At 43.5% G+C, this 25,842-nt stretch carries 22 protein-coding genes and 1 pseudogene; 14 read left to right on the forward strand and 9 right to left on the reverse strand.

The features are described 5' to 3' along the window. The first annotated feature begins 69 nt into the window (after positions 1-69). The 3 genes from I6L24_RS00735 to I6L24_RS00745 all read left to right on the forward strand — a co-directional run bounded on the left by I6L24_RS00735 (position 70) and on the right by I6L24_RS00745 (position 4,004). Complete coding sequence (locus tag I6L24_RS00735) at positions 70-1,440, forward strand: uracil-xanthine permease family protein (RefSeq protein WP_004281715.1); 1,371 nt, start codon at positions 70-72, stop codon at positions 1,438-1,440. Positions 1,441-1,506: 66 nt separating this feature from the next. Next, the gene (locus tag I6L24_RS00740) at positions 1,507-2,541 is read left to right on the forward strand and encodes a methyltransferase (protein ID WP_005252731.1); all 1,035 of its coding nucleotides are present in this window, start codon (positions 1,507-1,509) and stop codon (positions 2,539-2,541) included. Then, positions 2,541-4,004: an amino acid permease gene (locus I6L24_RS00745; protein ID WP_005252733.1), complete on the forward strand. Its 1,464-nt coding sequence runs from the start codon at positions 2,541-2,543 to the stop codon at positions 4,002-4,004. Before I6L24_RS00740 ends, I6L24_RS00745 begins: the two co-directional genes overlap by 1 nt. A 73-nt stretch (positions 4,005-4,077) precedes the next feature. Here the strand turns inward: I6L24_RS00745 and I6L24_RS00750 are convergent, their stop codons facing one another. Both I6L24_RS00750 and omp38 read right to left on the reverse strand, forming a co-directional pair. Further along, a complete protein-coding gene (locus I6L24_RS00750; protein WP_005252735.1) occupies positions 4,078-4,611 on the reverse strand; it encodes a cysteine peptidase family C39 domain-containing protein in 534 nt (177 codons plus the stop codon). Between the two features lie 104 nt (positions 4,612-4,715). After that, entirely contained in the window at positions 4,716-5,774 is a 1,059-nt protein-coding gene (omp38, locus tag I6L24_RS00755; protein ID WP_005252738.1) for an outer membrane protein Omp38, read from the reverse strand. Between the two features lie 374 nt (positions 5,775-6,148). Between omp38 and I6L24_RS00760 the strand changes: the two genes are divergently transcribed. The 3 genes from I6L24_RS00760 (at position 6,149) to I6L24_RS00770 (ending at position 8,639) form a co-directional block, all read left to right on the forward strand. Beyond that, positions 6,149-6,670 (forward strand): GspH/FimT family protein, encoded by a 522-nt coding sequence (locus tag I6L24_RS00760; RefSeq protein WP_005252739.1) that lies wholly within the window; start codon positions 6,149-6,151, stop codon positions 6,668-6,670. 110 nt (positions 6,671-6,780) lie between these two features. Beyond that, entirely contained in the window at positions 6,781-7,956 is a 1,176-nt protein-coding gene (locus I6L24_RS00765; RefSeq protein WP_005252742.1) for a thiolase family protein, read from the forward strand. A gap of 233 nt (positions 7,957-8,189) precedes the next feature. Then, the gene (locus I6L24_RS00770; RefSeq protein ID WP_005252744.1) at positions 8,190-8,639 is read left to right on the forward strand and encodes a VOC family protein; all 450 of its coding nucleotides are present in this window, start codon (positions 8,190-8,192) and stop codon (positions 8,637-8,639) included. A gap of 65 nt (positions 8,640-8,704) precedes the next feature. Here the strand turns inward: I6L24_RS00770 and I6L24_RS00775 are convergent, their stop codons facing one another. The 3 genes from I6L24_RS00775 to I6L24_RS00785 form a co-directional block, all read right to left on the reverse strand. Then, positions 8,705-9,190 (reverse strand): DUF934 domain-containing protein, encoded by a 486-nt coding sequence (locus tag I6L24_RS00775; protein ID WP_005252746.1) that lies wholly within the window; start codon positions 9,188-9,190, stop codon positions 8,705-8,707. After that, positions 9,183-10,826 carry a nitrite/sulfite reductase gene (locus I6L24_RS00780; RefSeq protein ID WP_005252749.1) on the reverse strand — a complete coding sequence of 548 codons (1,644 nt, stop codon included), beginning with the start codon at positions 10,824-10,826 and terminating at the stop codon, positions 9,183-9,185. The genes I6L24_RS00775 and I6L24_RS00780 overlap by 8 nt, the downstream gene beginning before the upstream one ends. Positions 10,827-11,080: 254 nt before the next feature. Continuing rightward, on the reverse strand, positions 11,081-12,202 hold the full coding sequence (locus I6L24_RS00785; protein WP_216986272.1) for a CaiB/BaiF CoA transferase family protein: 1,122 nt from the start codon (positions 12,200-12,202) through the stop codon (positions 11,081-11,083). A gap of 213 nt (positions 12,203-12,415) precedes the next feature. On the opposite strand from I6L24_RS00785, the gene I6L24_RS00790 reads away from it, so the two are divergent. The 4 genes from I6L24_RS00790 (at position 12,416) to I6L24_RS00805 (ending at position 17,485) form a co-directional block, all read left to right on the forward strand. Continuing rightward, positions 12,416-13,426, forward strand: coding sequence for an AraC family transcriptional regulator (locus tag I6L24_RS00790; protein WP_005106131.1), 1,011 nt, complete (start codon positions 12,416-12,418; stop codon positions 13,424-13,426). Positions 13,427-13,624: 198 nt separating this feature from the next. Beyond that, the gene (locus tag I6L24_RS00795; RefSeq protein WP_168730859.1) at positions 13,625-14,830 is read left to right on the forward strand and encodes an acetyl-CoA C-acetyltransferase; all 1,206 of its coding nucleotides are present in this window, start codon (positions 13,625-13,627) and stop codon (positions 14,828-14,830) included. 11 nt (positions 14,831-14,841) lie between these two features. Beyond that, on the forward strand, positions 14,842-16,977 hold the full coding sequence (locus I6L24_RS00800) for a 3-hydroxyacyl-CoA dehydrogenase NAD-binding domain-containing protein (RefSeq protein ID WP_168730860.1): 2,136 nt from the start codon (positions 14,842-14,844) through the stop codon (positions 16,975-16,977). A 160-nt stretch (positions 16,978-17,137) separates the two neighbouring features. Then, positions 17,138-17,485, forward strand: a complete 348-nt coding sequence (locus I6L24_RS00805; RefSeq protein WP_005106128.1) for a hypothetical protein — start codon at positions 17,138-17,140, stop codon at positions 17,483-17,485. A 69-nt stretch (positions 17,486-17,554) separates the two neighbouring features. Here I6L24_RS00805 and I6L24_RS00810 read toward each other — a convergent pair whose 3' ends face one another. Further along, the gene (locus I6L24_RS00810; RefSeq protein WP_168730861.1) at positions 17,555-17,986 is read right to left on the reverse strand and encodes a GNAT family N-acetyltransferase; all 432 of its coding nucleotides are present in this window, start codon (positions 17,984-17,986) and stop codon (positions 17,555-17,557) included. After that, positions 17,980-19,203, reverse strand: a pseudogene (locus I6L24_RS00815) (class I SAM-dependent methyltransferase). The gene I6L24_RS00810 and the pseudogene I6L24_RS00815 overlap by 7 nt, the downstream one beginning before the upstream one ends. Positions 19,204-19,305: 102 nt before the next feature. Between I6L24_RS00815 and trhA the strand changes: the two are divergent. The 3 genes from trhA to I6L24_RS00830 all read left to right on the forward strand — a co-directional run bounded on the left by trhA (position 19,306) and on the right by I6L24_RS00830 (position 21,933). After that, the gene (gene trhA, locus I6L24_RS00820; protein ID WP_216986273.1) at positions 19,306-19,950 is read left to right on the forward strand and encodes a PAQR family membrane homeostasis protein TrhA; all 645 of its coding nucleotides are present in this window, start codon (positions 19,306-19,308) and stop codon (positions 19,948-19,950) included. 142 nt (positions 19,951-20,092) lie between these two features. Continuing rightward, positions 20,093-21,400: an MFS transporter gene (locus tag I6L24_RS00825; protein ID WP_004281697.1), complete on the forward strand. Its 1,308-nt coding sequence runs from the start codon at positions 20,093-20,095 to the stop codon at positions 21,398-21,400. 131 nt (positions 21,401-21,531) lie between these two features. Next, the gene (locus I6L24_RS00830; RefSeq protein ID WP_216986274.1) at positions 21,532-21,933 is read left to right on the forward strand and encodes a hypothetical protein; all 402 of its coding nucleotides are present in this window, start codon (positions 21,532-21,534) and stop codon (positions 21,931-21,933) included. A 24-nt stretch (positions 21,934-21,957) separates the two neighbouring features. Here I6L24_RS00830 and I6L24_RS00835 read toward each other — a convergent pair whose 3' ends face one another. Further along, positions 21,958-22,968, reverse strand: a complete 1,011-nt coding sequence (locus tag I6L24_RS00835) for a metallophosphoesterase (RefSeq protein ID WP_216986275.1) — start codon at positions 22,966-22,968, stop codon at positions 21,958-21,960. Positions 22,969-23,069: 101 nt separating this feature from the next. Between I6L24_RS00835 and I6L24_RS00840 the strand changes: the two genes are divergently transcribed. Continuing rightward, a complete protein-coding gene (locus I6L24_RS00840; RefSeq protein ID WP_216986276.1) occupies positions 23,070-24,704 on the forward strand; it encodes a phospholipase D family protein in 1,635 nt (544 codons plus the stop codon). A gap of 316 nt (positions 24,705-25,020) precedes the next feature. Here the strand turns inward: I6L24_RS00840 and I6L24_RS00845 are convergent. Next, positions 25,021-25,834 (reverse strand): IS5 family transposase gene (locus tag I6L24_RS00845; protein ID WP_180181165.1). Its coding sequence is split into 2 segments (ribosomal slippage): positions 25,021-25,446 and positions 25,448-25,834, totalling 813 coding nucleotides; the frame shifts between segments, so codons are not numbered across the junction. Positions 25,835-25,842: the final 8 nt, after the last annotated feature.

A 25,842-nucleotide genomic window follows, 5' to 3' on the forward strand; every position in this document is an offset into this window, starting at 1 on the left:
TTTTTTGATTTTGTAAAGACGTGTAACTCGATTAGAATAGCGCCACCCAGACTTAATTTGCATTGACACATGTCTGATTTTAATCAATCTCCTCCTTCTAAAGATCAACTCGACCTGGTATATGGTCTGGAAGATCGACCAAAACCACTGATTGCTTTTTTAGCTGCATTCCAGCATTTATTAGCGATTATTGTCCCGATTGTGACTCCTGGCCTGCTGATTTGTTTAGCGCTCGGTGTTTCCAAAGAAGACACCAACATGATTTTGTCCATGTCCTTGGTGATCTCGGGCATCGCAACTTTTTTACAGTCTAAAAAAGTCGGACCTTTTGGTGCCGGTCTGCTGATTGTCCAAGGAACCAGCTTTAACTTTATCGGTCCAATTATTGGTATTGGTTCAGCCATGGTGGCTGCAGGTACACCTGTAGAAGCAGTAATGGCTTCTATTTTTGGTGTGGTGATTGCAGGTGCATTTATTGAAATGGGCGTGTCACAAATTCTGCCTTGGATCAAAAAACTGATTACACCGCTGGTGACCGGAATTGTCGTGCTGCTGATTGGTTTGACCTTAATTAAAGAAGGTTTAATCAGTATGGGCGGTGGTTATCAGGCCATGAGCGATAAAACTTTTGCCAATGCTGACAACCTGATCATGTCTTGTACCGTCTTGGCGTTGATTATTATTCTGAACCGTATCCGGATTACCTGGGTAAAAAGTTCTGCCATTTTGATCGCCCTAATCTGTGGTTATGTTCTGGCGGGCTTTATGGGGCATCTGGATTTCTCTGGTCTAAAAGATGCACCGTTGGTACAGATTCCAACCCCAATGCATTTCGGTTTAAGCTTCTCCTGGAGCCTGTTTATTCCAATGGCATTCATTTATCTGGTGACGTCTTTAGAAGCGATTGGTGATATCACTGCGACTTCAAAGCTTTCCAACCAGCCAGTTGATGGTCCAAAATGGATGCAGCGCATTAAAGGTGGTGTACTGGTGAATGGCGCGAATTCATTCCTTGCCGGTATTTTTAACACCTTCCCGAGTTCAGTATTTGCACAGAACAATGGTGTGATTCAGCTAACAGGTGTAGCGAGCCGTTATGTCGGCATCTGGATTGCTGCTTTGCTGGTTATTCTTGGTTTGCTGCCTGCAGTTGCTGGTATTATTCAGGCCGTTCCACAAGCGGTACTGGGTGGTGCAGTGATGGTGATGTTTGGGGCAGTCGCAGCCTCTGGTATTAACATCCTGTCTGGTGTTCATTTGGACCGTCGTGCCCTGCTGATCATTGCGATTTCACTGGCGCTGGGTTTAGGTGTTGCACAAGTTCCACAAATTCTTGAGCATCTTCCTGAGTTATTCCGTAATATCTTTAGCTCAGGCGTTGCTACTGGTGGTATCGCTGCCCTTATTCTGAATGTAGTACTTCCTGAAACAAAGAAGTAATTTCATGTCCAAAGAACACTGTCTAGGTCAGACTTAGGCAGTGTTCTTTATATTGGAGAGATACCTATGGATCCTAAAAGCGAAGTTTTATTAAGACAATATGATTTTTTGTCGGGTCGCATCTTACTGATTAATGCACCAACAGATGATCTGCTCGCTGAATTCGATGCCTCTATCAATCCCGCTGTCTGGACATGGAATTTTAATGATTTTCAATATTTCCAGTCACAACAAGCAGATGTGCATTTTGGTGCAGAGATGCCTGAAGCTGAGTTTGATCAGGCAGTTATTTTTGTACCCAAGTCTAAAGAACTGTTGAATTATTTATTGCATAATGTGGCAGCGCAGCTTAAACCGGGCAGCAGTATTTTTCTGGTCGGTGAAAAGAAAGGCGGGATAGAACGCGCAGCCAAACAGTTGCAGCCTTTTGGTAAAACTCTCAAACTTGACAGCGCACGTCATTGCCAGCTTTGGCAATTGGTTCTAGAGCATACGGTCGAGAAAAAAGCACTTGCAGACTGGGCGCAGCGTTATACCGTTTCGACACCAAATGGCGACTTAATTATTTGTGCACTTCCAGGCGTCTTTAGTCAAAACCGTTTGGATGTAGGAACTGCCACGCTATTACCTTATTTGTCACAAATCACTTCAGGTAAAATCGCTGACTTTGGTTGTGGTGCAGGTGTGATTAGCGCATATCTGGCAAAGTTGAATCCGAAAAACCGGATTTTTGCCATGGATGTTGATGCCTTTGCACTGGCTTCTACCCAAATGACATTTGAAGAAAACCAGCTCATTCCTGAACAGATTGAAATCAAAGCGGTTACAGGCATTGAGGATGCACCGTTATTCCTGCATGCCATTGTCAGTAATCCACCTTTTCATATGGGAATCGAAACCGATTACACGGCAAGTGAAACCTTATGTAAAACCTCGCGTCGTCATTTAAAATCGGGCGGTGAGCTTTGGATTGTGGCCAACCGTTTCTTGAACTACCCGACCCTGATTGAACAAAACTTTGGTCGCTGCACAGTAAAAGCGGATCAACAAGGCTTTAAAGTGCTCTTCGCCAGCACTCAAAAAAATGTTAAGGAATCATGATGAGCGAAACGCAAAACACGATGCAGCTGCAGCGTAAGCTGGGTGCTCGTCATCTGAATATGATCGCGATTGGCGGATCAATTGGTACAGGTCTATTCCTGGCCTCAGGGGCGACCATTGCCAATGCTGGACCAGGTGGTGCACTACTTGCATATGTACTGATTGGGATCATGATTTATTTCCTGATGACCAGCTTGGGTGAACTTGCCACGCACAATCCGACCTCAGGTGCATTTTTCACTTACGGCACCAAATATGTCGAAGGTGGTTTTGGTTTCGCTTTAGGTTGGAACTACTGGTACAACTGGGCCATTACCGTAGCTTTTGAGCTGGTTGCCGTTCAGTTCATTATGAAATTCTGGTTTCCCGATATACCGGGCGTGTACTGGAGCGCCATTTTCCTTGCCATTATTTTCGGGATTAATGCCCTGACGGTAAAAGGCTTTGGCGAATCTGAATTTTTCTTTTCTCTGGTGAAAGTTCTCGCGATCATTGCCTTTATCATCATCGGAATCTGGATGATCGTGAAGATCATGCTCACCCCGGGTGCGGAAGCATTTGTTAACTGGAGCATTGGTGATGCACCCTTTGTCGGTGGTTTCCAGGCATTAATTGGCGTGGCGATGATTGCCGGATTCTCCTTCCAGGGTACCGAAATGGTCGGTGTGGCGGCAGGTGAATCGAAAGATCCAAAGAAAACCATCCCGGTGGCCATCAAACAGATTTTCTGGCGTATCCTGTTGTTTTATATTGTGTGTATTTTCATTATCGGCACCTTGATTGCCTATAATGATCCACGTTTATTACAGGCCGCTGCAACAGATAATATTGCGCTTTCGCCATTTACCTTATTGTATGAAAAAGCCGGTTTTGCCTTTGCCGCCAGTATTATGAATGCGGTGATCTTGACCGCTATTTTGTCTGCAGGTAACTCGGGCATGTATTCGTCTACTCGTATGCTGTTTGATATGGCACGTAAAGGTAGTGCACCTAAAATGTTTGCACGTCTGGATCCGCGTGGTGTGCCGATGAATGCACTCTATGCCACTACGGCGATCGCAGCTCTGTGCTTCCTGACTACTTTCTTTGGTGAACAGGAAGTCTTTAACTGGCTGCTGAATATGTCGGGGATGTGTGGCTTTATCGTCTGGCTCGGGATTGCCATTTCCCATTACCGTTTCCGTAAAGGGTATCTGGCACAAGGATATAAACTGGAAGATCTGGCTTATCGCGCTAAATTCTTTCCTTTCGCCCCTTGGTTTGCGTTTATCCTCTGTGCGATTGTCGTCCTTGGACAGAACTATCAGGATGTTTTGTCTGGTCAATGGATGGGTGTGTTATCGACCTATATCAGTATTCCGCTATTCCTAGCCATTTGGTTCGGCTACAAATGGAAGAAAAAAACTAAACTAGTATCTTATCAAGAGATGGATGTACAGCCCATGAAACTTGATCAGGAATAAAAAATTATTCATTAAAAATAAAAAATTATTCATTAAAAAATCAGCTTACGGGCTGATTTTTTTATTTCTTGAATTAACTATGACGCATCACGAAATTGCGATCATCAATCACAATCACTTGCTGGCAAATTCCGCCTACCCGACGTTGCTGCTCAAACACATGCGCCGGCATTGTCTCAAAGCTATCAAAGAAGCTGATTTCATTTTCATCGATTGCATAAACTAATGAATGATTACCCACACCTTCTAGGGTATCGTAAAATACAATCACGAAACGTCCTGCCTCTACATTTTCCTGAATTTCTGTATAAGACAATGGCTGTTCTGTAACAGGAATATTTAAGCGATGGGCTTGTTGATAGAAATCGACTTCAATTGGCTGTTTATCTGCATCATGTTCAGTATAAAAATCGACATCCAAACCCAGTGTTTTTAAGGCAACCGCAAGTGCGATGCTAGAGCTTCCCATTTCAAGATCATGCTGACAGAGCTGAGTTAAGTCAGAAATATTCAAATCAATGCCATAATGATGAAAAATCATCCATATTGCAAAAATTCCGCCATTGGCTTCCAGATTTTGCAAGTCTTCAGGAATTTCAACACTCATATTTTTACTCAACGACATCTTAACAGGCTAAGTGTAGTCAAAATGCAGACATAAAAAAAGCGACTCCAGAGAGTCGCCTTTTTTAATCAGTATTCAATAACGAATTATTGAGCTGGTTGTTCAGCTAAAACAGTACGGCTACCAGTAATCGTCGCGAATACACGACGGTTCATAGCACGACCTTCTTTAGTGTTGTTGTCAGCAATCGGTTGATCCCAAGCGAAACCTTGAGTAGACAAACGAGATGCATCTACGTTGTATTCGTTCACAAGTGAAGATTTAACAGAGTTAGCACGAGCTAGAGATAAACGTTCGTTTAATGCACGTGGACCAGTGTTGTCTGTGTGACCTTCGATGCGAGCAGTAGCATTTGGATATTCAACTAACTTCTCAGCAACTTTTGCGATTTCTGGTTTGTATTGATCTTTGATATTTGATTTGTTGGTATCAAAGAACACACGAAGTTCCATGTTCAGGTCTTCAGTCAACTCTTGTGGAGCTGGAGCAACCGGAGTTACAGGCTCAACTGGAGCAACTTCTACAACAGGAGCAGCTGGCTTCAAACGTCCGCCTAGAACTACGTTAAGACCAGCAAGTGCTGTATAGTTCCAGAATTTTTCGTCAAAGTGGTAAGTACCACGAGCTTCGGTACGTAGCGCTAATGCATCGTTGATGTGCCAGAATGCACCAACACCAGCGTTACCTAAAGTACCTTCTTCTTCAAGACCACGACCTGCACGACCAATAGCAGCATCTGTAGCGCCATCAAATTCATATTTGTAGTGACCCGCACCCAAAAGCATGTATGGCTTCACTTTGCTGTCATAGTTACCAGTGAATACATCAGAAGTTGCATAGAAGTTACCCGCAATATTCTGACCTTTGTATTCAGCACCAGGTAGATCAGTCATATCGCCTTTAACCTGGCTATATTCAGCTTCAAAACCTAGCCATGGCGTTAATTCAACACCAATCGCCGCACCTACAAATAAATCATCTTCCATTTGACCAAAGGTGGTTAACTCTCCATCGTCACCGCCATTGTTGTGCTGAGTGTCTTGGAAAGTATAACCTAACATCAACGGAGTAACAGTTACGCCTGCATTGGCAGCAGCAAAAGGTGCAGCTACAAGCATAGCTAAAGCAATACGACTCATTTTCATGGATTTATCCTCCAGAGATAACAATTGTTGTTCAAGCTCAAGCCCGTAATAGGCCATCCTGAGATAGGCTTTTTATTACCCCAGTATTATTCTTAAGCTATTCACATGGCATCATACAAACACTTTTTTATTTTTCCAAGTGCTTGATTAATCTAATCAAGTAAATTATTGACAAAATTACTTACAATTTCCGTTGTAATTCAGTAATTTTTTACTCAATTTTTTATTCTGAATGACCTATTGTGATTGCCAATTATTTTTAACAGCTTTCTTGAAACTTAAGTAAGTACTGATTTACACGCTCAATAAAGCATAAAAAACGTATAATTAATAACATCTTTATCATAAAAATAATATATAAATCAGGTAACTCTATGTATAAAAAAATAACAAGAGCGTTCACTATTGTTGAGTTAATTATCTGTATTGCATTAATTGCAATTGTCGCCAGTATCGCCCTACCGTACTTCCATGAATATCGATCCAAACAGGAAGCCAAAAATATTCCGATCAAATTATCTCAAATTAATCGCTATGCACGCAGCCAGGCTGCAGTGTTTCATCAAAATATTGTGATTTGCCCGAGCCAAGATTCTCTCAGTTGCCAAGCCAATCAATGGAACAAAAACATGCTGGTTTTTATCGATAAAAATAAAAATAGGCAAGTGGATGTAGACGAACAAATTTTACATATTGATGTACTTAACCTCAAATACGGCAACCTGAGTTGGCGAGGAACTTTGAGTTTACCGAGTGTCACTTATCAAGCGCACACTGCCTTGCCGATTGGTTCAAATGGTAGTTTCTATTATTGTTCTACCCATCTTTCTAGCCAACAGCGTATTGTACTCAGCAAAATGGGCCATATCCGGATCGAAAGTCTCTCGTCTTGCTAACAGAACTATCCAGTTTATGCTTCGCTGCGATTAACGCTTCAATCCTGAGTTTTTTTCAATATACTGCTTAAGTCTGAAAAATTGATTAAAACTCATACGGAGAGAAAACAATGACTGACATCGTAATTGTCAATGGTGCACGTACAGCCATGGGTGGCTTTCAGGGTAGTCTTGCAAGTGTAACTGCGCCCGAACTCGGTGCGGTCACCATTAAAGAGGCAATTTCCCGTGCGGGTCTGCAACCAGCGGATATTGAAGAAGTCATTATGGGTTGTGTACTCCCGGCAGGTTTAAAGCAAGGGCCTGCACGTCAAGCGATGCGTCAAGCTGGTCTTCCAGATTCTACTGGTGCTGTGACCATTAATAAATTATGTGGTTCAGGCATGAAAGCCGTCATGCAGGCTGCTGACATGATTAAAGCAGGTTCTGCTGATATCGTGGTTGCCGGTGGTATGGAATCCATGACTAATGCTCCTTATGTATTGCCAAAAGCACGTGGCGGTTTCCGCATGGGTCACGGTGAAATCAAGGACCATATGTTTCTGGATGGCTTGGAAGATGCTGAAACAGGTCGCTTGATGGGTTCATTTGCCCAAGATATGGCAAATACCAAAGGTTATAGCCGTGAGCAGATGGATGATTTTGCAATTCGCTCATTAAAGCGTGCGCAAACTGCGGTCAATGAAGGCTACTTTGCTGATGAAATCGTGCCTGTAACAGTTAAAACCCGCAAAGGCGATGTGGTTGTTGATAAAGATGAGCAACCATTTAATGCCAACATCGATAAAATTCCAACTTTACGTCCAGCGTTTGCTAAAGACGGTACGATTACGGCGGCTAATGCCAGCTCGATTTCAGATGGCGCATCAGCTTTAGTAATTACCTCGGCTGACAATGCAGCAGCAAAAGGTTTAAATCCTTTAGCCAAAATTGTGGCGTATGCATCGAATTCTCAACATCCATCTGAGTTTACCATTGCTCCAGTCGGTGCAATCCAGAAAGTACTGGATAAAACCGGATGGACCGCTTCTGATGTCGACCTTTGGGAAATCAATGAAGCCTTTGCCATGGTCACCATGTGTCCAATGGATGAATTCAAGCTAGACCCTGAAAAAGTCAACATCAATGGTGGTGCATGTGCACTCGGTCATCCTGTGGGTTCAACCGGTTCACGTATTATCCTGACTTTGATTCATGCACTAAAACGTACCGGTGGAAAAAAAGGGATTGCAGCCCTGTGTATTGGTGGTGGTGAAGCGACAGCTGTGGCGATTGAATTACTTTAAAAGAAGTCTCCCTTTACTAAAGGTAAGCAGTATTACTGCGCAAGAGATAGATTGATGCATTGCTATAATTGAAAAATAATCCTCCCCTAACCCCTCCTTTATCAAAGGAGGGGGATTTTAAATCCCTTCACATGCAGGGATTTTTTATTCTTACATTTTGATAAAGTTTGCTCACACGCAATACCGCAAAGTGGCGTAGATTAAAACAAACAAAATAAAAAGGGAGCTCTCCCATGCAACTGAATCATTACCTCAATTTCCAAGGTCAGGCTGAAGCGGCCTTTAACTTTTATAAATCCGTTTTTGGCGGCGAATTTTCAAGCCTAAGTCGTTATGGTGAAATGCCACCCGAAGAAGGTGTCACACTGTCTGAAGCGGATAAAAATAAAATTCTACATATCTCACTTCCCATCAATGAGTTTACCGAACTGATGGCATCCGATACGAATGATCAATTTTGCGCGCAAACCAATACCGTGTTCACGCAAGGTAATAACCACTATATTTCAATTAACTTAGACGCAAGCGAACAAGCTGAAGCACAACGACTTTTTAATGCTTTATCGGTGAATGGTCAAATTGAGATGCCGCTAGAAAAAACCTTTTGGGGCGCACTTTATGCTGCCTTTAGCGATCAGTTTGGAATTCACTGGATGATCAACTGTCAACTTGAAGAAAGTTGAGAATTTTAATCAAGATATAAAAAAGCCGGAATCAATCCGGCTTTTTGACAGGAGCATAATTTAAATTATGCTCCTGTTTGATAATGTGCCTGTGCAACCGCAGTCGATGCCTGATACGGATTTTTGAAATCATTCAAACCGGCAGCGGCTTCCTGAATATCTTTACCTTCTTTAATTACGAAAGTATCGAAACCAGAACGCTTCATGTAATTCAGCACATCTTTGAACACGTCACCAGTGGCTCGTAGTTCACCTTGGAAACCCTGACGGCGAAGAAGTGCTGCAAATGAATAACCACGGCCATCATTAAAACCGGCAAACTCAATGAAGATTGCATCAAGCTGATCTAATGGAAATTCATGATTTTCAGGAGAAGCATCTACAGTTAAGTACAATGCTTTTTTACCTGAAACATTGCCAATCCGATCTAACTGGTCCACAGTCAGAACCACATCACCCTGCGGCAAAACACCATCTTCACCAATCAATTGATAGGTATTGTCTGCAATCGTGCCATCTTTAGAGAGCACTTGAAGTGCGGTATTAAGCATATGCACGCTCCTTAAATGGTTGAATGCCGACACGGCGATAAGTATCGATAAACTCTTCACCATCCTGACGCAGGTCAAGATAAGTATTCAGAATTTCTTCTACGATATCCGGCACGACTTCGGCTGCAAATGATGGCCCAAGAATGTCACCAATCGAAGCATCATGATCGGCATTACCGCCTAAAGTGATCTGGTAGAACTCAGCGCCTTTCTTGTCTACACCCAAGATACCAATATTACCAACGTGGTGATGACCACAGGCATTCATACAACCTGAAATATTTAGATCCAGTTTGCCTAAATTGTAAATCGTATCCAGGTCATCAAAACGGCGTGAAATCGCTTCAGAAATTGGAATGGATTTCGCATTGGCCAATGAACAGAAGTCACCGCCTGGGCAGCAGATGATGTCGGTCAAGAAACCGATATGCGCACGTGCCAGGTTATTTTGGTCAAGAGTTTGCCATACAGCGAACAAATCTTTTTGCGGTACATCCACCAGTGAGATGTTTTGTTCATGCGTGGTACGCAGCTCACCGAAAGTGTACTGATCTGCAAGATCTGCAATCAGGTTCATTTCTTCGGTGCTGACATCACCCGGTGCAATTCCGGCACGTTTCAGTGAAATCGTCACAATACGATAACCTTTCACTTTATGTGCATTGGTATTAATGTTGAACCACTGTTTGAATTTCGGATATTGCGCGAACAATTCAGTGAAATCTTCATCTGCATAATCTTGGTAATCGAATGGCGTGAAGTTCTCATCCATTTTTGCCAAGGTGTCTGCATCGATTTTCAGTGTTTTAACCGTATGCTCAAATTCAGCTTCAACTTTCTCGGCAAATACTGCTGGTGTTAAGGCTTTTACCAGAATCTTGATACGCGCTTTATATTTGTTGTCGCGACGGCCATGCAAGTTATACACACGAAGCACTGCTTCCAGATAAGCAATCAGGTCTTCACGTGGCAAGAACTCACGGATAAAGCTACCAATCACTGGCGTACGGCCGAGACCACCACCGACTTTGATTTTATAGCCCATTTCGCCTGCTTCATTACGCACGATATACACACCGATATCGTGGAATGCAGTAGCTGCACGGTCAGTTTCTTCCAGCGCAGAAACTGCAATCTTGAACTTACGTGGCAAGAAGGCAAATTCCGGATGGAAGGTTGACCATTGACGGATCAATTCACAAGTCGGACGCGGATCGGCAATTTCACCTGCAACCACACCTGCATACTGATCCGTCGTGGTATTACGGATACAGTTACCTGAGGTCTGAATCGCGTGCATTTGCACAGTCGCCAGTTCAGCCAGCATATCCGGCACATTTTCCAGCGCCGGCCAGTTAAACTGGATGTTTTGACGGGTCGAAATATGCGCGTAGCCACGGTCATATTCTTTTGCCAAATCAGCCACTTTACGAAGTTGTTTTGAGTTCATCAAACCATATGGCACGGCAATACGTAACATTGGCGCATAACGCTGTACGTACAGACCATTTTGCAGACGAAGCGGACGATACTCATCTTCAGTGAGTTTACCGGCTAAATAACGTTCCGTTTGGTCACGGAACTGTGCAACACGTTCATTAATCAGTTGCTGATCGAAATCAGTATATAAATACATGGCGTACAGCTAGTAGTTTCTATTATATCGCCGGCAAGGATAGCGAGATTGAACCTATCAATAAAATGCTTTTTATACATATTTCATAGCGGTTTTATTGATAAGCCTGTCAAAGTTTCACGGATCTCAGTATTTACAGCATTCGATTAAATTTAAAGTAATAATGATTAAATTCTTCAATCATTATTACTTATTTTCATATAGAAAGATTTATCTCTACTTTCATTATCTACTTTATTAACACTTTAAAAATTCTACCAATTTTGACTCTCTCCCAATTGCTGTCCTACAAATTCATAACGTATCGTGGAACGTGAAAATTTAATCGGGCAAGCCAGTTGTGCTTCGGTTTGCTGACTATTGGATTTGAGTGGCACCTGTACAACCCATCCCCGCTGCTGGGCCAGATCAGAATGTAAAGCTTCTTCAAGTTTGAGTACCGGTTCGACACAGACGTCTAGCGCGGCAAACAGCGTTTGCCATGCAGCCAATGACTTGGTCTTGATTTTATTCTGAATCGCCTGTTTCACCGCAGCATGATCTTCAGCGGCATAAGAAGCACCTTTTTCCAAAAGAATCGGCAGCTCTAAAGCCTGTGCCAGCCCCTGCATAAATTGTGGTTCCAGACTGCCAATCGACAAATAACGCCCATCCTGGGTTTCATAATAGTCGTAAAAAGTACCGCCATTCAGATACCCTGATTCAGGCCGTTGATGCTGATTGCCAGCCAGACTGGCAGAAGCCGCCAAATTATTCATCGTCACCACGCAATCGGTCATGGAAATATCAATATACTGCCCTTTGCCACTTTGTTGGCGTTCAATCACCGCAGCCAGAATCGCAATCACGGCATGCATGGAACCACCTGCAACATCGGCGACCTGAATTCCCAAGGCAGGTGGGCCATTTTCAATCCGACCACTGTGTCCGACAATTCCAGATAAAGCCAGATAATTAATGTCGTGCCCTGCCTTATCTTTATATGTGCCAGTTTGGCCATAACCGGTAATGGAACAGTAAATCAATTTTGGATTAATTTCGCTTAAGGTTTGATAATCTAAGCCTAGACGTTGCATTACACCGGGGCGAAATTGCTCAATCACAATGTCATAATCTGCAATCTTGGATTTAACCAGTTCGATATTCACAGGATCTTTCAAATCCAGTGCAACCGATTGCTTGTTTCGATTCAAATAACTTTGTGAAGTGGCTTGTCCATTGGCAAAGGGTGGCATTAATCGCAACAGGTCCGGTCGGGTCGGTGATTCAATATGCACAACTTCTGCACCTAAATCAGCAAGATATAATGTGGCAAATGGGCCGGGTAAAAGTGTAGAAAAGTCGAGGATTTTCAATCCTTTTAATACATATGACATTGGAGTATTTGCTCTACTTATATTGCTTTTTTCAGCATAATAGGCACATAAATGCACAAAAACAATGTCATGTTCAGCCATTTACCTTGATAGTTTCGGCAATCTAATATGTAAGAAAATGGCAAAGGTATTCTTGTAAATTGCCATTGCTTTATTATTTTTCGTCATTTAGGTCAATTATTAGTGAACATTAAAGAGACTGAAGGATTAAACATGAGTCGTGATACGATCAGTATCCACTTCGTCAATGCTGCCTTATCTGGCGTTAAGCGCTTGGGCATGGATGTCGATACTTTATTGTCTCACGTCGGGATTGAAGCAGAACTGCTGCATCAGCCCAAAGCGCGTATTTCGCCTGAACAATATACCCGCTTTATTAAAATGCTGTGGATGGTGACCCAGGACGAGCATGTCGGCTTTGACAAACAGCAACGCCGGTTGGGTACTTTTGCGATCATGTGCCAGCTCATCATTCATGCCAAAACCCTCGGTGATGCACTAGAACTTTCTTCCCAGTTCTACAAACTCTTTGGTGATGAATGGTCGGTGACCCTGGAGCGTGACAAACACGAAGCTCGTCTTGTTCCACTCATTCCAAATGCAATGGATCCGGATCATTTTATTACTGAAAGCATGTTGATGATCTGGCATGGCTTGGCGTCTTGGCTCATTGAACGTCGCCTGCCACTGGAACGCGTGCATTTTAGCTATCCACGTCCAGCCCATGCCGATGAATATGATGCCCTGTTCTTTGCGCCGGTGATGCAGTTCGACATGCCACGTACCGAAATTACTTTTGCTGCGGACTATCTGGACCTGCCAATTCGTCAGAATGAAGAAACCTTAGAAGAGTTTTTGAAAGCTGCGCCGGCACAATTGCTAGTGAAATTCAAAAACACCAACTCGCTGACTTCACGGATTCGTGATGTGCTGAAGAGCCAGATTGGGGAAGAAATGCCGACATTAAACGATGTCGCGTCGATGTTATATCTATCACCACAAACCTTGCGCCGCCGTCTGGCAGCCGAAGGCAAAAGCTATCAAGGCGTAAAAGATGCCTTACGCCGTGATGCTGCAATTCACTTATTACTTAATCCGGATCTAACCCTTGAAGATGTTGCACAACAAGTCGGTTTCAGTGAAACTAGTACTTTCCACCGCGCCTTCAAGAAATGGACCGGTGTAACCCCGGGTCTGTATCGTCAATTGCATGGCTATCATTAATCAAATGATGTTGCGAAATAACATTTAAAAATTAAAATCAGTTCTCTCCGCCTAAGCATTAGCTTAGGCTTTTTTATAATTACAATTGGCTAAATCGCTCAATTGATCTGACCCGTTCTCGTCATTGCACTTCAAAAATTAAGGATTACACTCGAATCATTAGAATAATTTTCATTAAATCAATAAAAGGAACATGCTATGAGCGAGGCATATATTATTGACGCCATTCGTACGCCACGCGGAAAAGGCAAAAAAGATGGATCTTTACATCAAGTAAAACCCATTTCATTACTGACTGGTTTACTCAATGAACTGAAAGACCGTCACGGACTGGACACCTCAAAAGTCGATGATATTGTGCTGGGTTGTGTCACCCCGATTGGTGATCAGGGGGCCGATATTGCCAAGACCGCTGCCATTGCTGCGGGTTGGGACAATGATGTCGCTGGCGTGCAAATCAACCGTTTCTGCGCTTCCGGACTCGAAGCTGTCAATCTGGCCGCACAAAAAGTCCGTTCTGGCTGGGAAGATCTGGTCGTTGCAGGCGGCGTCGAATCCATGTCCCGCGTAGCGATGGGTTCTGATGGCGGCCCTTGGGCGCTTGACCCTGAGACCAATATGGCCTGTGACTTTATTCCGCAAGGTATCGGTGCAGATTTAATTGCCACGATTGACGGTTATAGCCGTGCAGATGTAGATCAGTTTGCCGAACAATCACAAAAGAAAGCAGCGGCTGCTCAAGCCAATGGTTATTTCAACGCTTCTGTTATCCCGGTAAAAGACAGAGCCGGTGTAGTGATTCTGGACAAAGATGAATTCATCAAACCGACAACAACAGCAGAAGGCCTGAGCAAACTCAATCCAAGTTTCGCCACTATGGGGCAAATGGGCTTTGATGCAATTGCCCTGCAAAAATATCCTGAAGTCGGTGCTGTTAATCATGTGCATCATGCCGGGAATTCTTCAGGCATTGTCGATGGTGCAGCGGTGGTTTTGATCGCATCGGAACAAGCAGTAAAAGAACAAGGTCTGAAGCCACGTGCCAAAGTGCTGGCCACTGCACTGGTCGGTGCAGATCCAACCATTATGCTGACTGGCCCTGCCCCGGCTGCTCGTAAGGCCTTGGCTAAGGCGGGTTTAACCATTGATGATATTGACCTGTTTGAAGTTAATGAAGCCTTTGCTGCAGTGGTGATGCGCTTTATCAATGAGATGAAGGTTGATTCTGCTAAGGTGAATGTCAACGGCGGTGCAATTGCCATGGGACATCCACTCGGTGCGACTGGAGCCATGATTTTAGGCACTTTGCTGGATGAGCTGGAACGCCAGGGGAAAAAACGTGGATTAGCCACACTTTGCGTGGGTGGTGGTATGGGCATCGCAACCATTATTGAACTGGTATAAGGAGAAAAATAATGAGCGCAATTCAATATCAAAAAAATGAAGATAATATTGTTATTTTAACGTTTGATTCTCCAAACCAGTCTGCCAATACCATGAATGCCGACTTTCGCACGGCACTGGATGAAGTCGTTACCCAGTTACAAGCAGATAAAGATATTGCCGGGATTATTTTCCGTTCAGCGAAAAAAACTTTCTTTGCTGGCGGCGATCTGGATGAACTGATTCAAGCCACTCCTGAACATGCAACTGAATTCTTCAATATGATTGAAGAGATGAAAGCCAAACTACGCTATATCGAAACTCGCGGTATTCCTGTCGTTGCTGCACTGAATGGTACGGCGCTTGGCGGTGGCTGGGAAATTGCCCTGTGTGCCCATCATCGTATTGCCCTGAATGACCCTAAAAGCAAATTTGGCCTGCCTGAAGTTACACTGGGTTTATTACCAGGGGGCGGTGGGATCGTCCGTAGCGTCCGCCTGCTCGGTCTGCAAAATGCCCTTCCTTTATTGATGGAAGGCAAACAGTTTGGAGTCGATAAAGCCAGATCTTTAGGGCTGATTCATGAGGTCGCAGACAGTACCGATGAACTGTTGAAAAAGGCCATTGCCTGGATCAAAGCCAATCCAAAATCTCAGCAGCCATTCGATGTAAAAGGCTATAAAATTCCGGGTGGTAGCCCTTCGACACCAGCAGTTGCCCAGATGCTGGCAATTGCTCCGGCGATGCTGCGCGATAAAACCAAAGGCTGTTATCCTGCGCCTGAAGCGATCATGTCGGCTGCGGTAGAAGGTGCACAGGTCGATGTCGATACTGCCCTGACCATTGAATCGCGTTACTTTACTTATTTGGCGACCAGTCAAATTTCTAAAAATATGATTGGCACTTTCTGGCATGGTCTGAATGCAATCAAGTCCGGTGCCAGTCGCCCTCAAGGTATTGAAAGGTGGAAAGCCACTAAAGTCGGTATTCTAGGTGCGGGCATGATGGGTGCTGGGATTGCCTATGCGACTGCCAGCACAGGCATTCCAGTGGTCCTGAAAGATATTTCATTAGAAGCGGCTGAAAAAGGCAAAGCCTATAGCCAGAAACTGCTGGATAAAAAAGTCGCTCAAGGGCGTTTATCAGCCGAGAAACGAGATCAGTTTTTAAGCCTGATTCAAACAACTGCATCTAATGCAGATCTAGCCGGTTGCGACCTAATCATTGAAGCCGTATTTGAAAATCCCGCGCTCAAGGCTCAAGTCACGCAAGAGGTAGAGCAATATCTTGCCAGCAACGGCGTGATGGCATCGAATACCTCGACCCTGCCGATTACAGAGTTAGCCCAGGCTTCAAAAAATGATCAGAACTTCATCGGCCTGCATTTCTTCAGTCCGGTCGATAAAATGCAGCTGGTGGAAATTATCAAAGGTAAAAATACCTCGGCAGAAACGCTGGCCAAAGCTTTCGATTTCGTGCAGCAAATTGGCAAATTACCGATTGTGGTGAATGACAGCCGGGGATTCTTTACCAGCCGCGTGTTTGGTACCTTTGTGCAGGAAGGTTTACGCCTGCTGGCAGAAGGTGTACATCCGGCGCGAATTGAAATGGCTGCACTCAAAGCCGGTATGCCGGTGGGTCCGTTGGCGATTCAGGATGAAGTGTCCTTGACCCTGTCTGAACATGTGGCCAATGAAAGATACAAAGCTTTAGAAGCACAAGGTCAGACCATCACTAAATCACCCGCTGATGACGTGATTCACAGCATGATTCACGAATTTAACCGTAAAGGTAAGGCTGCAGGCGCAGGTTTTTATGATTATCCGGCCGATGCCAAAAAGCAGCTCTGGTCTGGTCTCAGCCACTGGAAAAAAGACAACGATATTTCTGAACAGGAAATAATTGACCGCTTCCTGTTTGTACAGGCATTAGATACCGTGCGCTGTCTGGAAGAAGGTGTCCTGGAATCTGTGGTCGATGCCAATGTCGGTTCTATTTTTGGTATTGGCTTTGCCGCCTGGACGGGCGGTGCTGTGCAATTCCTGAATCAGTATGGTTTAGCCAAAGCCGTGACCCGTGCCAAAGTACTTGAAAATAAATATGGCGAACGCTTCAAAGCCCCACAACTCCTCAAAGATCGCGCAGCACACGCCCAGCCGATTCAATAACTTAGGCACTTAAATAAAAGAGGAACGTGTTTCCTCTTTTTTATCTTCTGGATTTGCTTAATGCACTGGATAGACTCATCTGATGACAGATTTCGATCTGCTTTTTGATCAATTTATGTTATAAAGTTACATAAGTTTGATATCCACGTGGGTAAGACCTATGACTGATCACAGTTCACCTGAAAAATCTCCTTGGGGCTGGAAAGCACTTATCATCTTCTGTATTTTAGGTGGATTATTCATGCTTATTTTTTGGCTCGCGATAAGTAATGAACCGGATTACATGCCAAGCCAGCAAAATAAACAAACTACCCAGCAACACGCTTTTAAAAATGCACCGACGATGTCTCCAGAAGCCATTGCCAAAGCGCAAGCAGATCGTGAAGCACGTGAAGCTGCCAATACTGCTCATCCAGGTACGACAGCCGCTGAACACAATATGTCAGCTGAAGAACATGCCAATATGGATAATGCCGAGCACAGCTCAAATGCAGCACATGGCCACTGATCCAGATTCAGTCTATGCATAAAAAAGCGAGGTCAATGCCTCGCTTTTTCGTATTTGAATGGCTGAAAATTAAAGCTTTAAATACATATCAATATGCGGAATTCCACAATCCAGATATTCCTCGCCTTGAGCTTCAAATCCCAGCGCTTGATAGAAGCCAATGGCGTGCACTTGCGAAGACAGCTTTACCAACTTACGCTGCTCTGCACGCGCATAGTCAATCACGGCCTGCATCAAGCGCTGACCAACACCTAAACCGCGTGCTGTGGTTAGGACTGCAACCCGACCGATACTGTTATTTGACAATAAGCGTGCTGTAGCAATCGCCTGATCCTGCTGAAAAACAATGAAATGTACAGCAACCGCATCCTCAGCATCCCACTCATCTTCAGCTGCAATATGCTGTTCTTGAATAAACACGACTTCACGAATCACTTTGGCATGCGCTGCCAAATCCTTCCAGCTCCCGGAAATTATTTTAAGTTCTGGGCTATTTAGCATTTAGATCCGATTCCCTGCTGATCCCATTGATCATTAAGCAACAATTCCAGTGAATGTTTCTGGATACCATACATCTCTTTCAAGGCCTGGATTTGTGCCAGAACCGCCTGATCAGGTTGTTGATAGTCTTTGCGTTTTGTCGCCAGAATCATTTTATTTTTACTGGTATGTTCCAGCGCCACAAATTCAAAAACTTTGGTTTCATAACCATAAGCTTTGAGCAGTAAAGCACGTATGGTATCGGTCAGCATTTCTGCCTGCTGTCCGGCATGAATGCCAAACTGTAACATCGGGCTGAGGACTTTCGGTGCTTGTAACTGTGGACGTAATTCCTTATGACAACATGGTGCACACATGATCATCTGTGCATTTAGGCGAATTCCGCTATGAATCGCAAAATCTGTTGCTACATCACAGGCATGCAAAGCAATCATCACATCCAGACGTTCCGGTGTATAAGTACGGACATCCCCTTGGAAAAAGTCCAGCTGATCAAAACCGGATTGCTGCGCGACATTCTGGCAGAATTCAACCATTTTCGGATTAAGCTCTACCCCGGTGACATACGGCGTTTGACCATGTTTTTGCATATAGTCATATAAAGCACAAGTCAGATAGCCCTTACCCGAACCAAAATCCACCACGCGCAGGCCTTAAGCCTGTGGCTTAATCTGTGCCAATGCACCTGAGAAGATTTCTACAAACTTATTAATCTGCTTCCATTTACGCGCCATGCTCGGAATGATTTGCGCTTTTTGATCGGTAATACCGAGATATTGGAGAAAGATGCTGTCCTGATCGACATAACGTTGTTTAATCCGGTCATGGCCTTGTTCAGCAGGCTTCACCTGATTCATCGTGGCTTTATGTTTGCTACGCGTTAACATAGCTTTTTTCTTGTTTTTTTTCAGCTGTAATTCTTCATCTACTGTCATCAGATTGGCCTGTTTGCAACACGCCAGTAGTGAAGTAACCTGGAATAATGCTTCATCTAAAGGATAATTTTTCGTGACATCCTGCGTCTTGTAACGATATAGACAGCTCAATACGCGCTGTTCATTTAATGTAATGACTCGCAAGGTCATTTTCTCTAAATCCTGCAGTTCACCTTTATACTGGCTTAAGATCAGGCGATCGAATTGATTCCTTTCAACAGCTTGCTGAAAGGTATCCAAGAATTGCTGTTCCTGATCTGAGAGAGTTGCCAACGTTGACATAGATAAAACCTGAAATGAATTGCGCATCAAGTTTAAATCTTCTTAACCTAAAAGCAAAATTGAATTACTATACAAGTGTATATTTGAAAAAGAATGACAATCATGCAGAATGCTCCACTGGTTCCAGATTATGATCAAAATGAGGAACGGATTAACTATATTAGTCATGGTGTAGGTGCCGGGCTGTCCATTATTGCCGGTATTCTTTTGATTATTAAAGGGTCTTACCTGAGTACTGGACAATGGATTGGTCTTTGGGTTTATGCACTGAGCATGATTCTGTTATTTTCTGCTTCCATGCTTTACCACATGGCCACTGCAGCAGACCGCCGTTATTTTTATAAAAAAATCGATCATACTGCGATTTATTATTTAATCGCCGGAACTTATACCCCTTTCCTATCGATTGCCATTCCGACCGCCAAAGCCCAGTATTTATTGATTGCACTGTGGGTGATTGCCCTTCTTGGTACACTTTTCAAGTTCGTTTTCATTCATCGTTTCCAGAAACTTTCTTTAGCGGCTTATCTGGCCATGGGCTGGCTGGCGCTGCTGGTGATTGATGATATGCAGCAATATTTAAGTGTTCAATCTTTAACCTTTCTCATCATTGGTGGACTCGCTTATACCGTGGGTGCATTGTTTTACGCTTTAAAAAGAGTAAGATATACCCACGCTATCTGGCACATATTTGTATTGATAGGCGCAGGATCACATTTTCTGTCTATCTATCTTTACGTGATTTAATCATCTCCTTTTTCATTTCAGTGACCCTGAGCGAGTTGAAGCGAGAAGATTGCAGTTGTTTTTTTAAAAAATTACGCCTTTTTTAAAAAGATTACGCTTTTAAAACTAAGTTTTTTTATTTTTAGTAAGTGTAAGGTTTTCCATGGCGTCGTCTAATTCTGCTGCTCAGCCAGCACAAAATTCAAAATTTCGCGTTTTAACAGCAAGCTTGGTAGGCACTACAATCGAATTCTTCGATTTTTATATTTATGCCACCGCTGCTGTCATTATTTTTCCGTATCTGTTTTTCCCTACCAGTACAGATCCGATGACCGCAACCATTCAGTCTCTTGCGACTTTTGCCATTGCATTTATTGCCCGTCCGATTGGTGCAGCATTATTTGGTCATTTAGGTGACCGGATCGGACGAAAAGCCACCTTGGTTGCAGCTTTGCTGACTATGGGGATTTCAACCGTTGCGATTGGTCTATTGCCAACTTATGCGCAAATCGGAATTGCTGCGCCACTGTTACTTGCACTGTGCCGTTTAGGTCAGGGCTTGGGTCTGGGTGGTGAATGGTCAGGTGCGGTACTTCTTGCAACTGAAAATGCCCCGGAAGGCAAACGTGCCTGGTATGGCATGTTCCCGCAACTGGGTGCTCCGATCGGCTTTATTCTGGCAACAGGTTCTTTCCTGACGCTTGGCGCTTTCATGTCTGAAGCTGACTTTATGGCTTGGGGCTGGCGTATTCCGTTTATCTCAAGTGCCTTGTTGGTAATTGTCGGTTTATGGATCCGTTTAAAACTGCATGAAACGCCTGCTTTCCAGAAAGTGCTGGATAAACAAAAAGAAGTAAATGTTCCTTTTGTTCAAGTGTTCAAAAAGCACTCTCGTATGCTAGTTCTGGGTACGATTGCTGCAATCTGTACATTTGTTGTGTTCTACCTTACTACGGTATTTGCATTGCAATGGGGAACCAAACAACTCGGTTATTCCCGTGAAGAATTCCTGCAATTGCAGTTAGTTGCAACCCTGTGTTTTGCTGCATTCATCCCGCTTTCAGCAGTATTGGCAGAGAAATTTGGCCGTAAGACTACTTCCATTGCGGTATGTGTCATTTCTGCGATCTTCGGTATCTTCTTTGCAGATATGCTTGAATCTGGCAGCACCTTGGTGGTGTTCCTGTTCTTGTGTATTGGTCTGGCGATCATGGGCTTAACTTATGGGCCAATCGGTACTGTATTGTCTGAAATTTTCCCGACTTCAGTACGTTATACGGGTTCTGCATTAACCTTTAACTTGGCAGGTATCTTCGGTGCATCATTTGCACCGCTAATCGCAACCAAGCTGGCAACGGCCTATGGTTTGTCTGCAGTCGGTTATTACCTGACCGCAGCATCTATCCTGTCGCTTGTCGCGTTTTTACTGATTCGTGAAACCAAGAATGATGATGTAAATAATCAGATCTAAGGTTTTAGATCAATTCAAAAGCCAGCACTCGATGCTGGCTTTTTTATGATTTCACAACAAAACTTGGCTACTTATCTTGTTAAATTTGCTCAACAATCAAATGAACTGAATTCAAAAAATGAGGCAAGGCCATGCAGGATCTTATTGAATACCTATCGCAGGAGCAGTTGGTCAATATCATTATTTTGCTGGAAGATGATAAAAAATTAGAAGCTGTTCGCTATATCACCGAGAATACGCCCTTGGATGAAGCTCAGGCACTGCAAGTGATTGATGAAATTGTGCGGGAACATGACGTGGTCATGAAGCATGAAAGTACCGGTCCACGCTTTAGTGATGACGCCGGTGATATCGACCTGGTGACACCGCCACTGGAAATCCCCACCCATCCTAGTTTAAGCACATCCACAGAAGCTGAAATTACTGCACAACAATTACGTGAAAATGTGCCAACCCGAAAAATCGAAAAGAAAATCTGGATGATGGCGGCCATCGCGGTGGTGTTGCTGATTCTGGTCTGGATCATCAGTTAACACGGTACAGAACGCCGACTGAATTTAAATCAGTTCAATAATATCAATGGTAGGCGGCACCCGGAAACGGAAAGGCACACCGACCAAGCCGGTACCGACAGTGACGAACACATCTGCATGTTCATGACGGTACATGCCCTTTTTATGTCCCAAAATTGAAACCTTTTTCATGACGTAATTAGTTAGCCAAGGCAGCTCTACCTGTCCGCCATGAGTATGCCCGGACAGCATCAGAGGGCGCGTCGGCAGTTTGGGAATCATATCGACCGTATCCGGGTTATGCGAAAGAATGACCCAAGGCTTGTCCTGAGGCAAGTCTGGCAAACTGCGCATATCGGCTTTTCCAGCCCAGAGATCACCCACGCCCAAAAGTCGGAATTCATCAAATTCGACAATTTGACCTTCGATATCCATGACCTGATTGACTTGCAGTGCATAGTGCAACAGTTCGCGAATCGGCGGTCCGGGATATTGTTCGTCATGATTGCCATTGACCGAATAGACCGGAGCGTGAATCTCTTTTAAAACCGCCAGTTCCTGTGCCAGTTTATTTTTTGGCTCGTAAGTCCAGTCGCCAGCAACCACCACCAAATCAGGTTGAATATGATTTAATTTGTGTACAATTTGTCGCAACTGCCGCTCATGGCCCGAAAACAGACCGATATGCAAATCTGCAATCAGGGCGATTTTCACCGGCTGCTTTAAACGTTTATCTGCATTGATCTGATATTTTGTCGTTTTCACTTGAATTAGATGCGGCTCGATAAAGCGTGCATAAGTCAAAACCCCACTGAGTAAAAATACAAAAATGGCTTCATGCAGTGAATAATAACCTGTCCATCCAGCATAAATACTGAAGAAAACCAAAGGGATTAATAAATAGGCAAGATAAAACGCCAGCAAATGACCAAAAGCTTTAAAGGGATGAATGGTTTCGGTACGTGATTGGCTCGACCATGCCTGAGCCACAGCCCAGATGGCTAAAATCGCCATTCCCAAGTAAAAATAAAACAGTACGGAATTCGAATCCCACATAAATTGGCCTTATTCAGTCGAGCAGCAGATTACTGGCTTTATATTTATCTTTTCATAGCTGGCAATTATACTCAATTCTAATTTTTCATTCTTCGACTTATATGGCCACTGCTCCCCGCGATCAAGTTCACCTTCAATCCTCAGGTTTTATCCGCACTCATCGCTATAAAGCTGGCATTTTACTGAGCTGTAGCCTGGTTCTGGGTCTGCCTGCGTGTAGTACCTTACCCAAGCAAACCGAACAGCCAAGCCAGATGGCATTTGAAACGGATACATCGCAAACCAGCCTGGCACAAATTGTTGAACCTTTACGTGATCAGAACATCGGGTTGACTGGTTATCGCGTGCTGTATGATCCGCTTGAAGCACTGGCTGCTCGGATTCAGCTGATTAATAAAGCGGAACGCAGTCTGGATCTGCAATATTACATCTGGGATAACGACCGAATCGGTGCCCTCGCCCTGCATGCGATTATTCAGGCAGCAGATCGTGGCGTAAAAGTGCGCCTGTTGATGGATGACAATAATGCCAAGAAAATGGAAGGGATTTATCTGGCCTTAAACCAGCATCAAAATATCGATGTCAAACTGTATAATCCCTATCGCTTTCGTAAATACCGCGCCATGGACATGGTGCTGGATTTAAAGCGCATTAACCGCCGCATGCACAATAAAAGCTTTATTGCCGATAACCAGATTGCCTTGATTGGCGGGCGCAATATGAGTAACCAGTATTATAATGTCAGTGAAAGCTATCAGTTCTCTGATGTCGATGTGATGCTGGTCGGTGCAGCATCGGATGAAATCATTCATTCCTTCGATGAATACTGGAATGATGATTATGCCTATCCGGTACAAGAGGTGGTGAATCCACGGCATCATGGCTTACGTTTTCCAAGCTTAAAACTACAGCTAGAAACCCATAGTCAGGATCCAGCGACTCAAAATTATCTGGATCTGGCTAATCGTTCCAGAGCCTTTGACCAATGGCTGGAACAAAACATTCAGCTGGATTGGGTTGAAGCCGAAGTAGTCAAAGATCCACCGAGCAAAATCAAGGCCAAAGCCAAAACCGAAGAACATCTCAATTTCCAGTTATTACAGCGTCTGGAAAAACCTGAACAAAGTGTCGATATTGTCTCTGCCTATTTTGTTCCGGAAAAAATTGGTGCAGACCGTTTAAAGAAACTGGCGAATGAGAATATCAAGGTTCGCGTCCTGACCAACTCTTTTAAGGCCAACGACGTTGCCGTGGTGCATGCCTTTTATGCCAAATATCGTCAGGATCTATTGGAAAATGGGGTGCAGCTGTATGAGTTCTTGGCAGCGCCAGAAGCTAATCACCTTAATGCCAATACTGAGGAAATTTCGAAAAAAGCTAAAGTCAGCCTGAAAGGACTGAGCCGTTCCAGCCTGCATGCCAAACTGATGGCACTGGATCAAAAACAGGTGTTTATTGGTTCTTTTAACTTTGATCCGCGTTCAGCCTATTTGAATACTGAAATTGGCGTGTTGCTGAACAGTCCGTCTTTGGCACGTGCAGTACACGACACCATGGACAAAAATTTAAGCAAATATGCGTATAAACTGGTGCTGGATGCGAATCAGAACATTAACTGGAAAATCAAGAAAGCCAATGGTGACGTTCAAACGTTTACCAAAGAACCAAAAATGAAATGGTATCAGAAAGCTGGACTTAAACTGGTGTCGTGGCTGCCTATTGAAGGCTTTATGTAAGTTTGATTCTTTGAACAGCAATCCTAAAAAGTTTCTTATGGAATAATGGCGTCAATTAACGAGTTTAGAAAAAACTCCTTAATTATTTTCAGTGAACAACAGCATCTTTTCATTTTAAATTAAACGATTATAGTCTATATGCTACTTTTGTTTCGGCAAAAGTAGCCAAAACCATTTGTCACCCGCAAAACTCGTCCACTATGATCAACGATCAGATTCATCGCAAAAACAATCATTTTTTAATATCGTCCTGCCTCAGACAGTTGCGGGTGACGTTTCCACGTATCCTCTATAATCCATAGATCTCTTGCGAAAGTTAATTTAAGAGCATCCAATTCACCATTCCAGCAATTAAATTCATTCTTAGACCAAATCGTTTCCGTCTATTTCTATAGCGTTCTGTTAATATCCGAAAATGTTTAAGTTTGCCGTTGATATGTTCAATGGCTGTCCTACGCCGACTGATTTCTTGGTTGATCTTTTTTGCTATTTTGGGTAATGATAAATTCTTAGGTTTCTTGATTGGAATGAGTAACTTACTCTTAATCTGATGAAATCCTTTATAGGCTAAATCTGCCATGATACAAGGATAAATAATCATCTCCTTCAAATACTTACGCGCAATCGTCAGATCATGTTTTCTGCCACTTTCGACCTGTATACTTACAATTTTCTTTAGTCTTGGGTTAAAAATGACCTGTGTTTTTAGCGTATGTTTCTTCTTTTTACCACTATAGAATTTTCTTTGTTTTTTTGGGATGCTCAATCTGTGACTCAGTGACATCAACGATCACATAATCCCCCTCACTAAACTTTTGATTCCTTTTAGGCAATGCGAAAATCCGTGATTGAATCAGAGCATTTTCAACTTTTTGAATAGTACGATTCACATTGCTTTCAGCTAGGTTATAGTCAGCGGATAACTCAATTTGAGTTCTATAACAGCGTAAGTAATTTAAAGTTAACAACAATTGATCCTCTAAACACAACGAATGAGGTCTTCCAGATTTTTTCTTGGCAAGTTCAGCGTGTTGTAACACCGATACCATTTTTAAGAATAATGGACGAGGAACTCCAACGAGTCGTTTAAATTCCCCATCATTAAATCTAGTTAAATTTTCATATTTCATGGGGCTAG

The sequence above is a fragment of the Acinetobacter lwoffii genome (assembly GCF_019048525.1).
In the GTDB taxonomy this organism is placed as follows: Bacteria; Pseudomonadota; Gammaproteobacteria; order Pseudomonadales; family Moraxellaceae; genus Acinetobacter; species Acinetobacter lwoffii_K.

Coding starts and splice junctions, on each gene's coding strand:
- I6L24_RS00840 (WP_216986276.1), top strand. CDS start 23,070: ATGGCCACTGCTCCCCGCGATCAAGTTCACCTTCAATCCTCAGGTTTT.
- I6L24_RS00795 (WP_168730859.1), top strand. CDS start 13,625: ATGAGCGAGGCATATATTATTGACGCCATTCGTACGCCACGCGGAAAA.
- I6L24_RS00835 (WP_216986275.1), bottom strand. CDS start 22,968: ATGTGGGATTCGAATTCCGTACTGTTTTATTTTTACTTGGGAATGGCG.
- I6L24_RS00805 (WP_005106128.1), top strand. CDS start 17,138: ATGACTGATCACAGTTCACCTGAAAAATCTCCTTGGGGCTGGAAAGCA.
- I6L24_RS00770 (WP_005252744.1), top strand. CDS start 8,190: ATGCAACTGAATCATTACCTCAATTTCCAAGGTCAGGCTGAAGCGGCC.
- I6L24_RS00800 (WP_168730860.1), top strand. CDS start 14,842: ATGAGCGCAATTCAATATCAAAAAAATGAAGATAATATTGTTATTTTA.
- I6L24_RS00825 (WP_004281697.1), top strand. CDS start 20,093: ATGGCGTCGTCTAATTCTGCTGCTCAGCCAGCACAAAATTCAAAATTT.
- I6L24_RS00830 (WP_216986274.1), top strand. CDS start 21,532: ATGCAGGATCTTATTGAATACCTATCGCAGGAGCAGTTGGTCAATATC.
- I6L24_RS00735 (WP_004281715.1), top strand. CDS start 70: ATGTCTGATTTTAATCAATCTCCTCCTTCTAAAGATCAACTCGACCTG.
- I6L24_RS00740 (WP_005252731.1), top strand. CDS start 1,507: ATGGATCCTAAAAGCGAAGTTTTATTAAGACAATATGATTTTTTGTCG.
- I6L24_RS00745 (WP_005252733.1), top strand. CDS start 2,541: ATGAGCGAAACGCAAAACACGATGCAGCTGCAGCGTAAGCTGGGTGCT.
- omp38 (WP_005252738.1), bottom strand. CDS start 5,774: ATGAAAATGAGTCGTATTGCTTTAGCTATGCTTGTAGCTGCACCTTTT.
- I6L24_RS00765 (WP_005252742.1), top strand. CDS start 6,781: ATGACTGACATCGTAATTGTCAATGGTGCACGTACAGCCATGGGTGGC.
- trhA (WP_216986273.1), top strand. CDS start 19,306: ATGCAGAATGCTCCACTGGTTCCAGATTATGATCAAAATGAGGAACGG.
- I6L24_RS00810 (WP_168730861.1), bottom strand. CDS start 17,986: ATGCTAAATAGCCCAGAACTTAAAATAATTTCCGGGAGCTGGAAGGAT.
- I6L24_RS00790 (WP_005106131.1), top strand. CDS start 12,416: ATGAGTCGTGATACGATCAGTATCCACTTCGTCAATGCTGCCTTATCT.
- I6L24_RS00780 (WP_005252749.1), bottom strand. CDS start 10,826: ATGTATTTATATACTGATTTCGATCAGCAACTGATTAATGAACGTGTT.
- I6L24_RS00750 (WP_005252735.1), bottom strand. CDS start 4,611: ATGAGTGTTGAAATTCCTGAAGACTTGCAAAATCTGGAAGCCAATGGC.
- I6L24_RS00760 (WP_005252739.1), top strand. CDS start 6,149: ATGTATAAAAAAATAACAAGAGCGTTCACTATTGTTGAGTTAATTATC.
- I6L24_RS00775 (WP_005252746.1), bottom strand. CDS start 9,190: ATGCTTAATACCGCACTTCAAGTGCTCTCTAAAGATGGCACGATTGCA.
- I6L24_RS00785 (WP_216986272.1), bottom strand. CDS start 12,202: ATGTCATATGTATTAAAAGGATTGAAAATCCTCGACTTTTCTACACTT.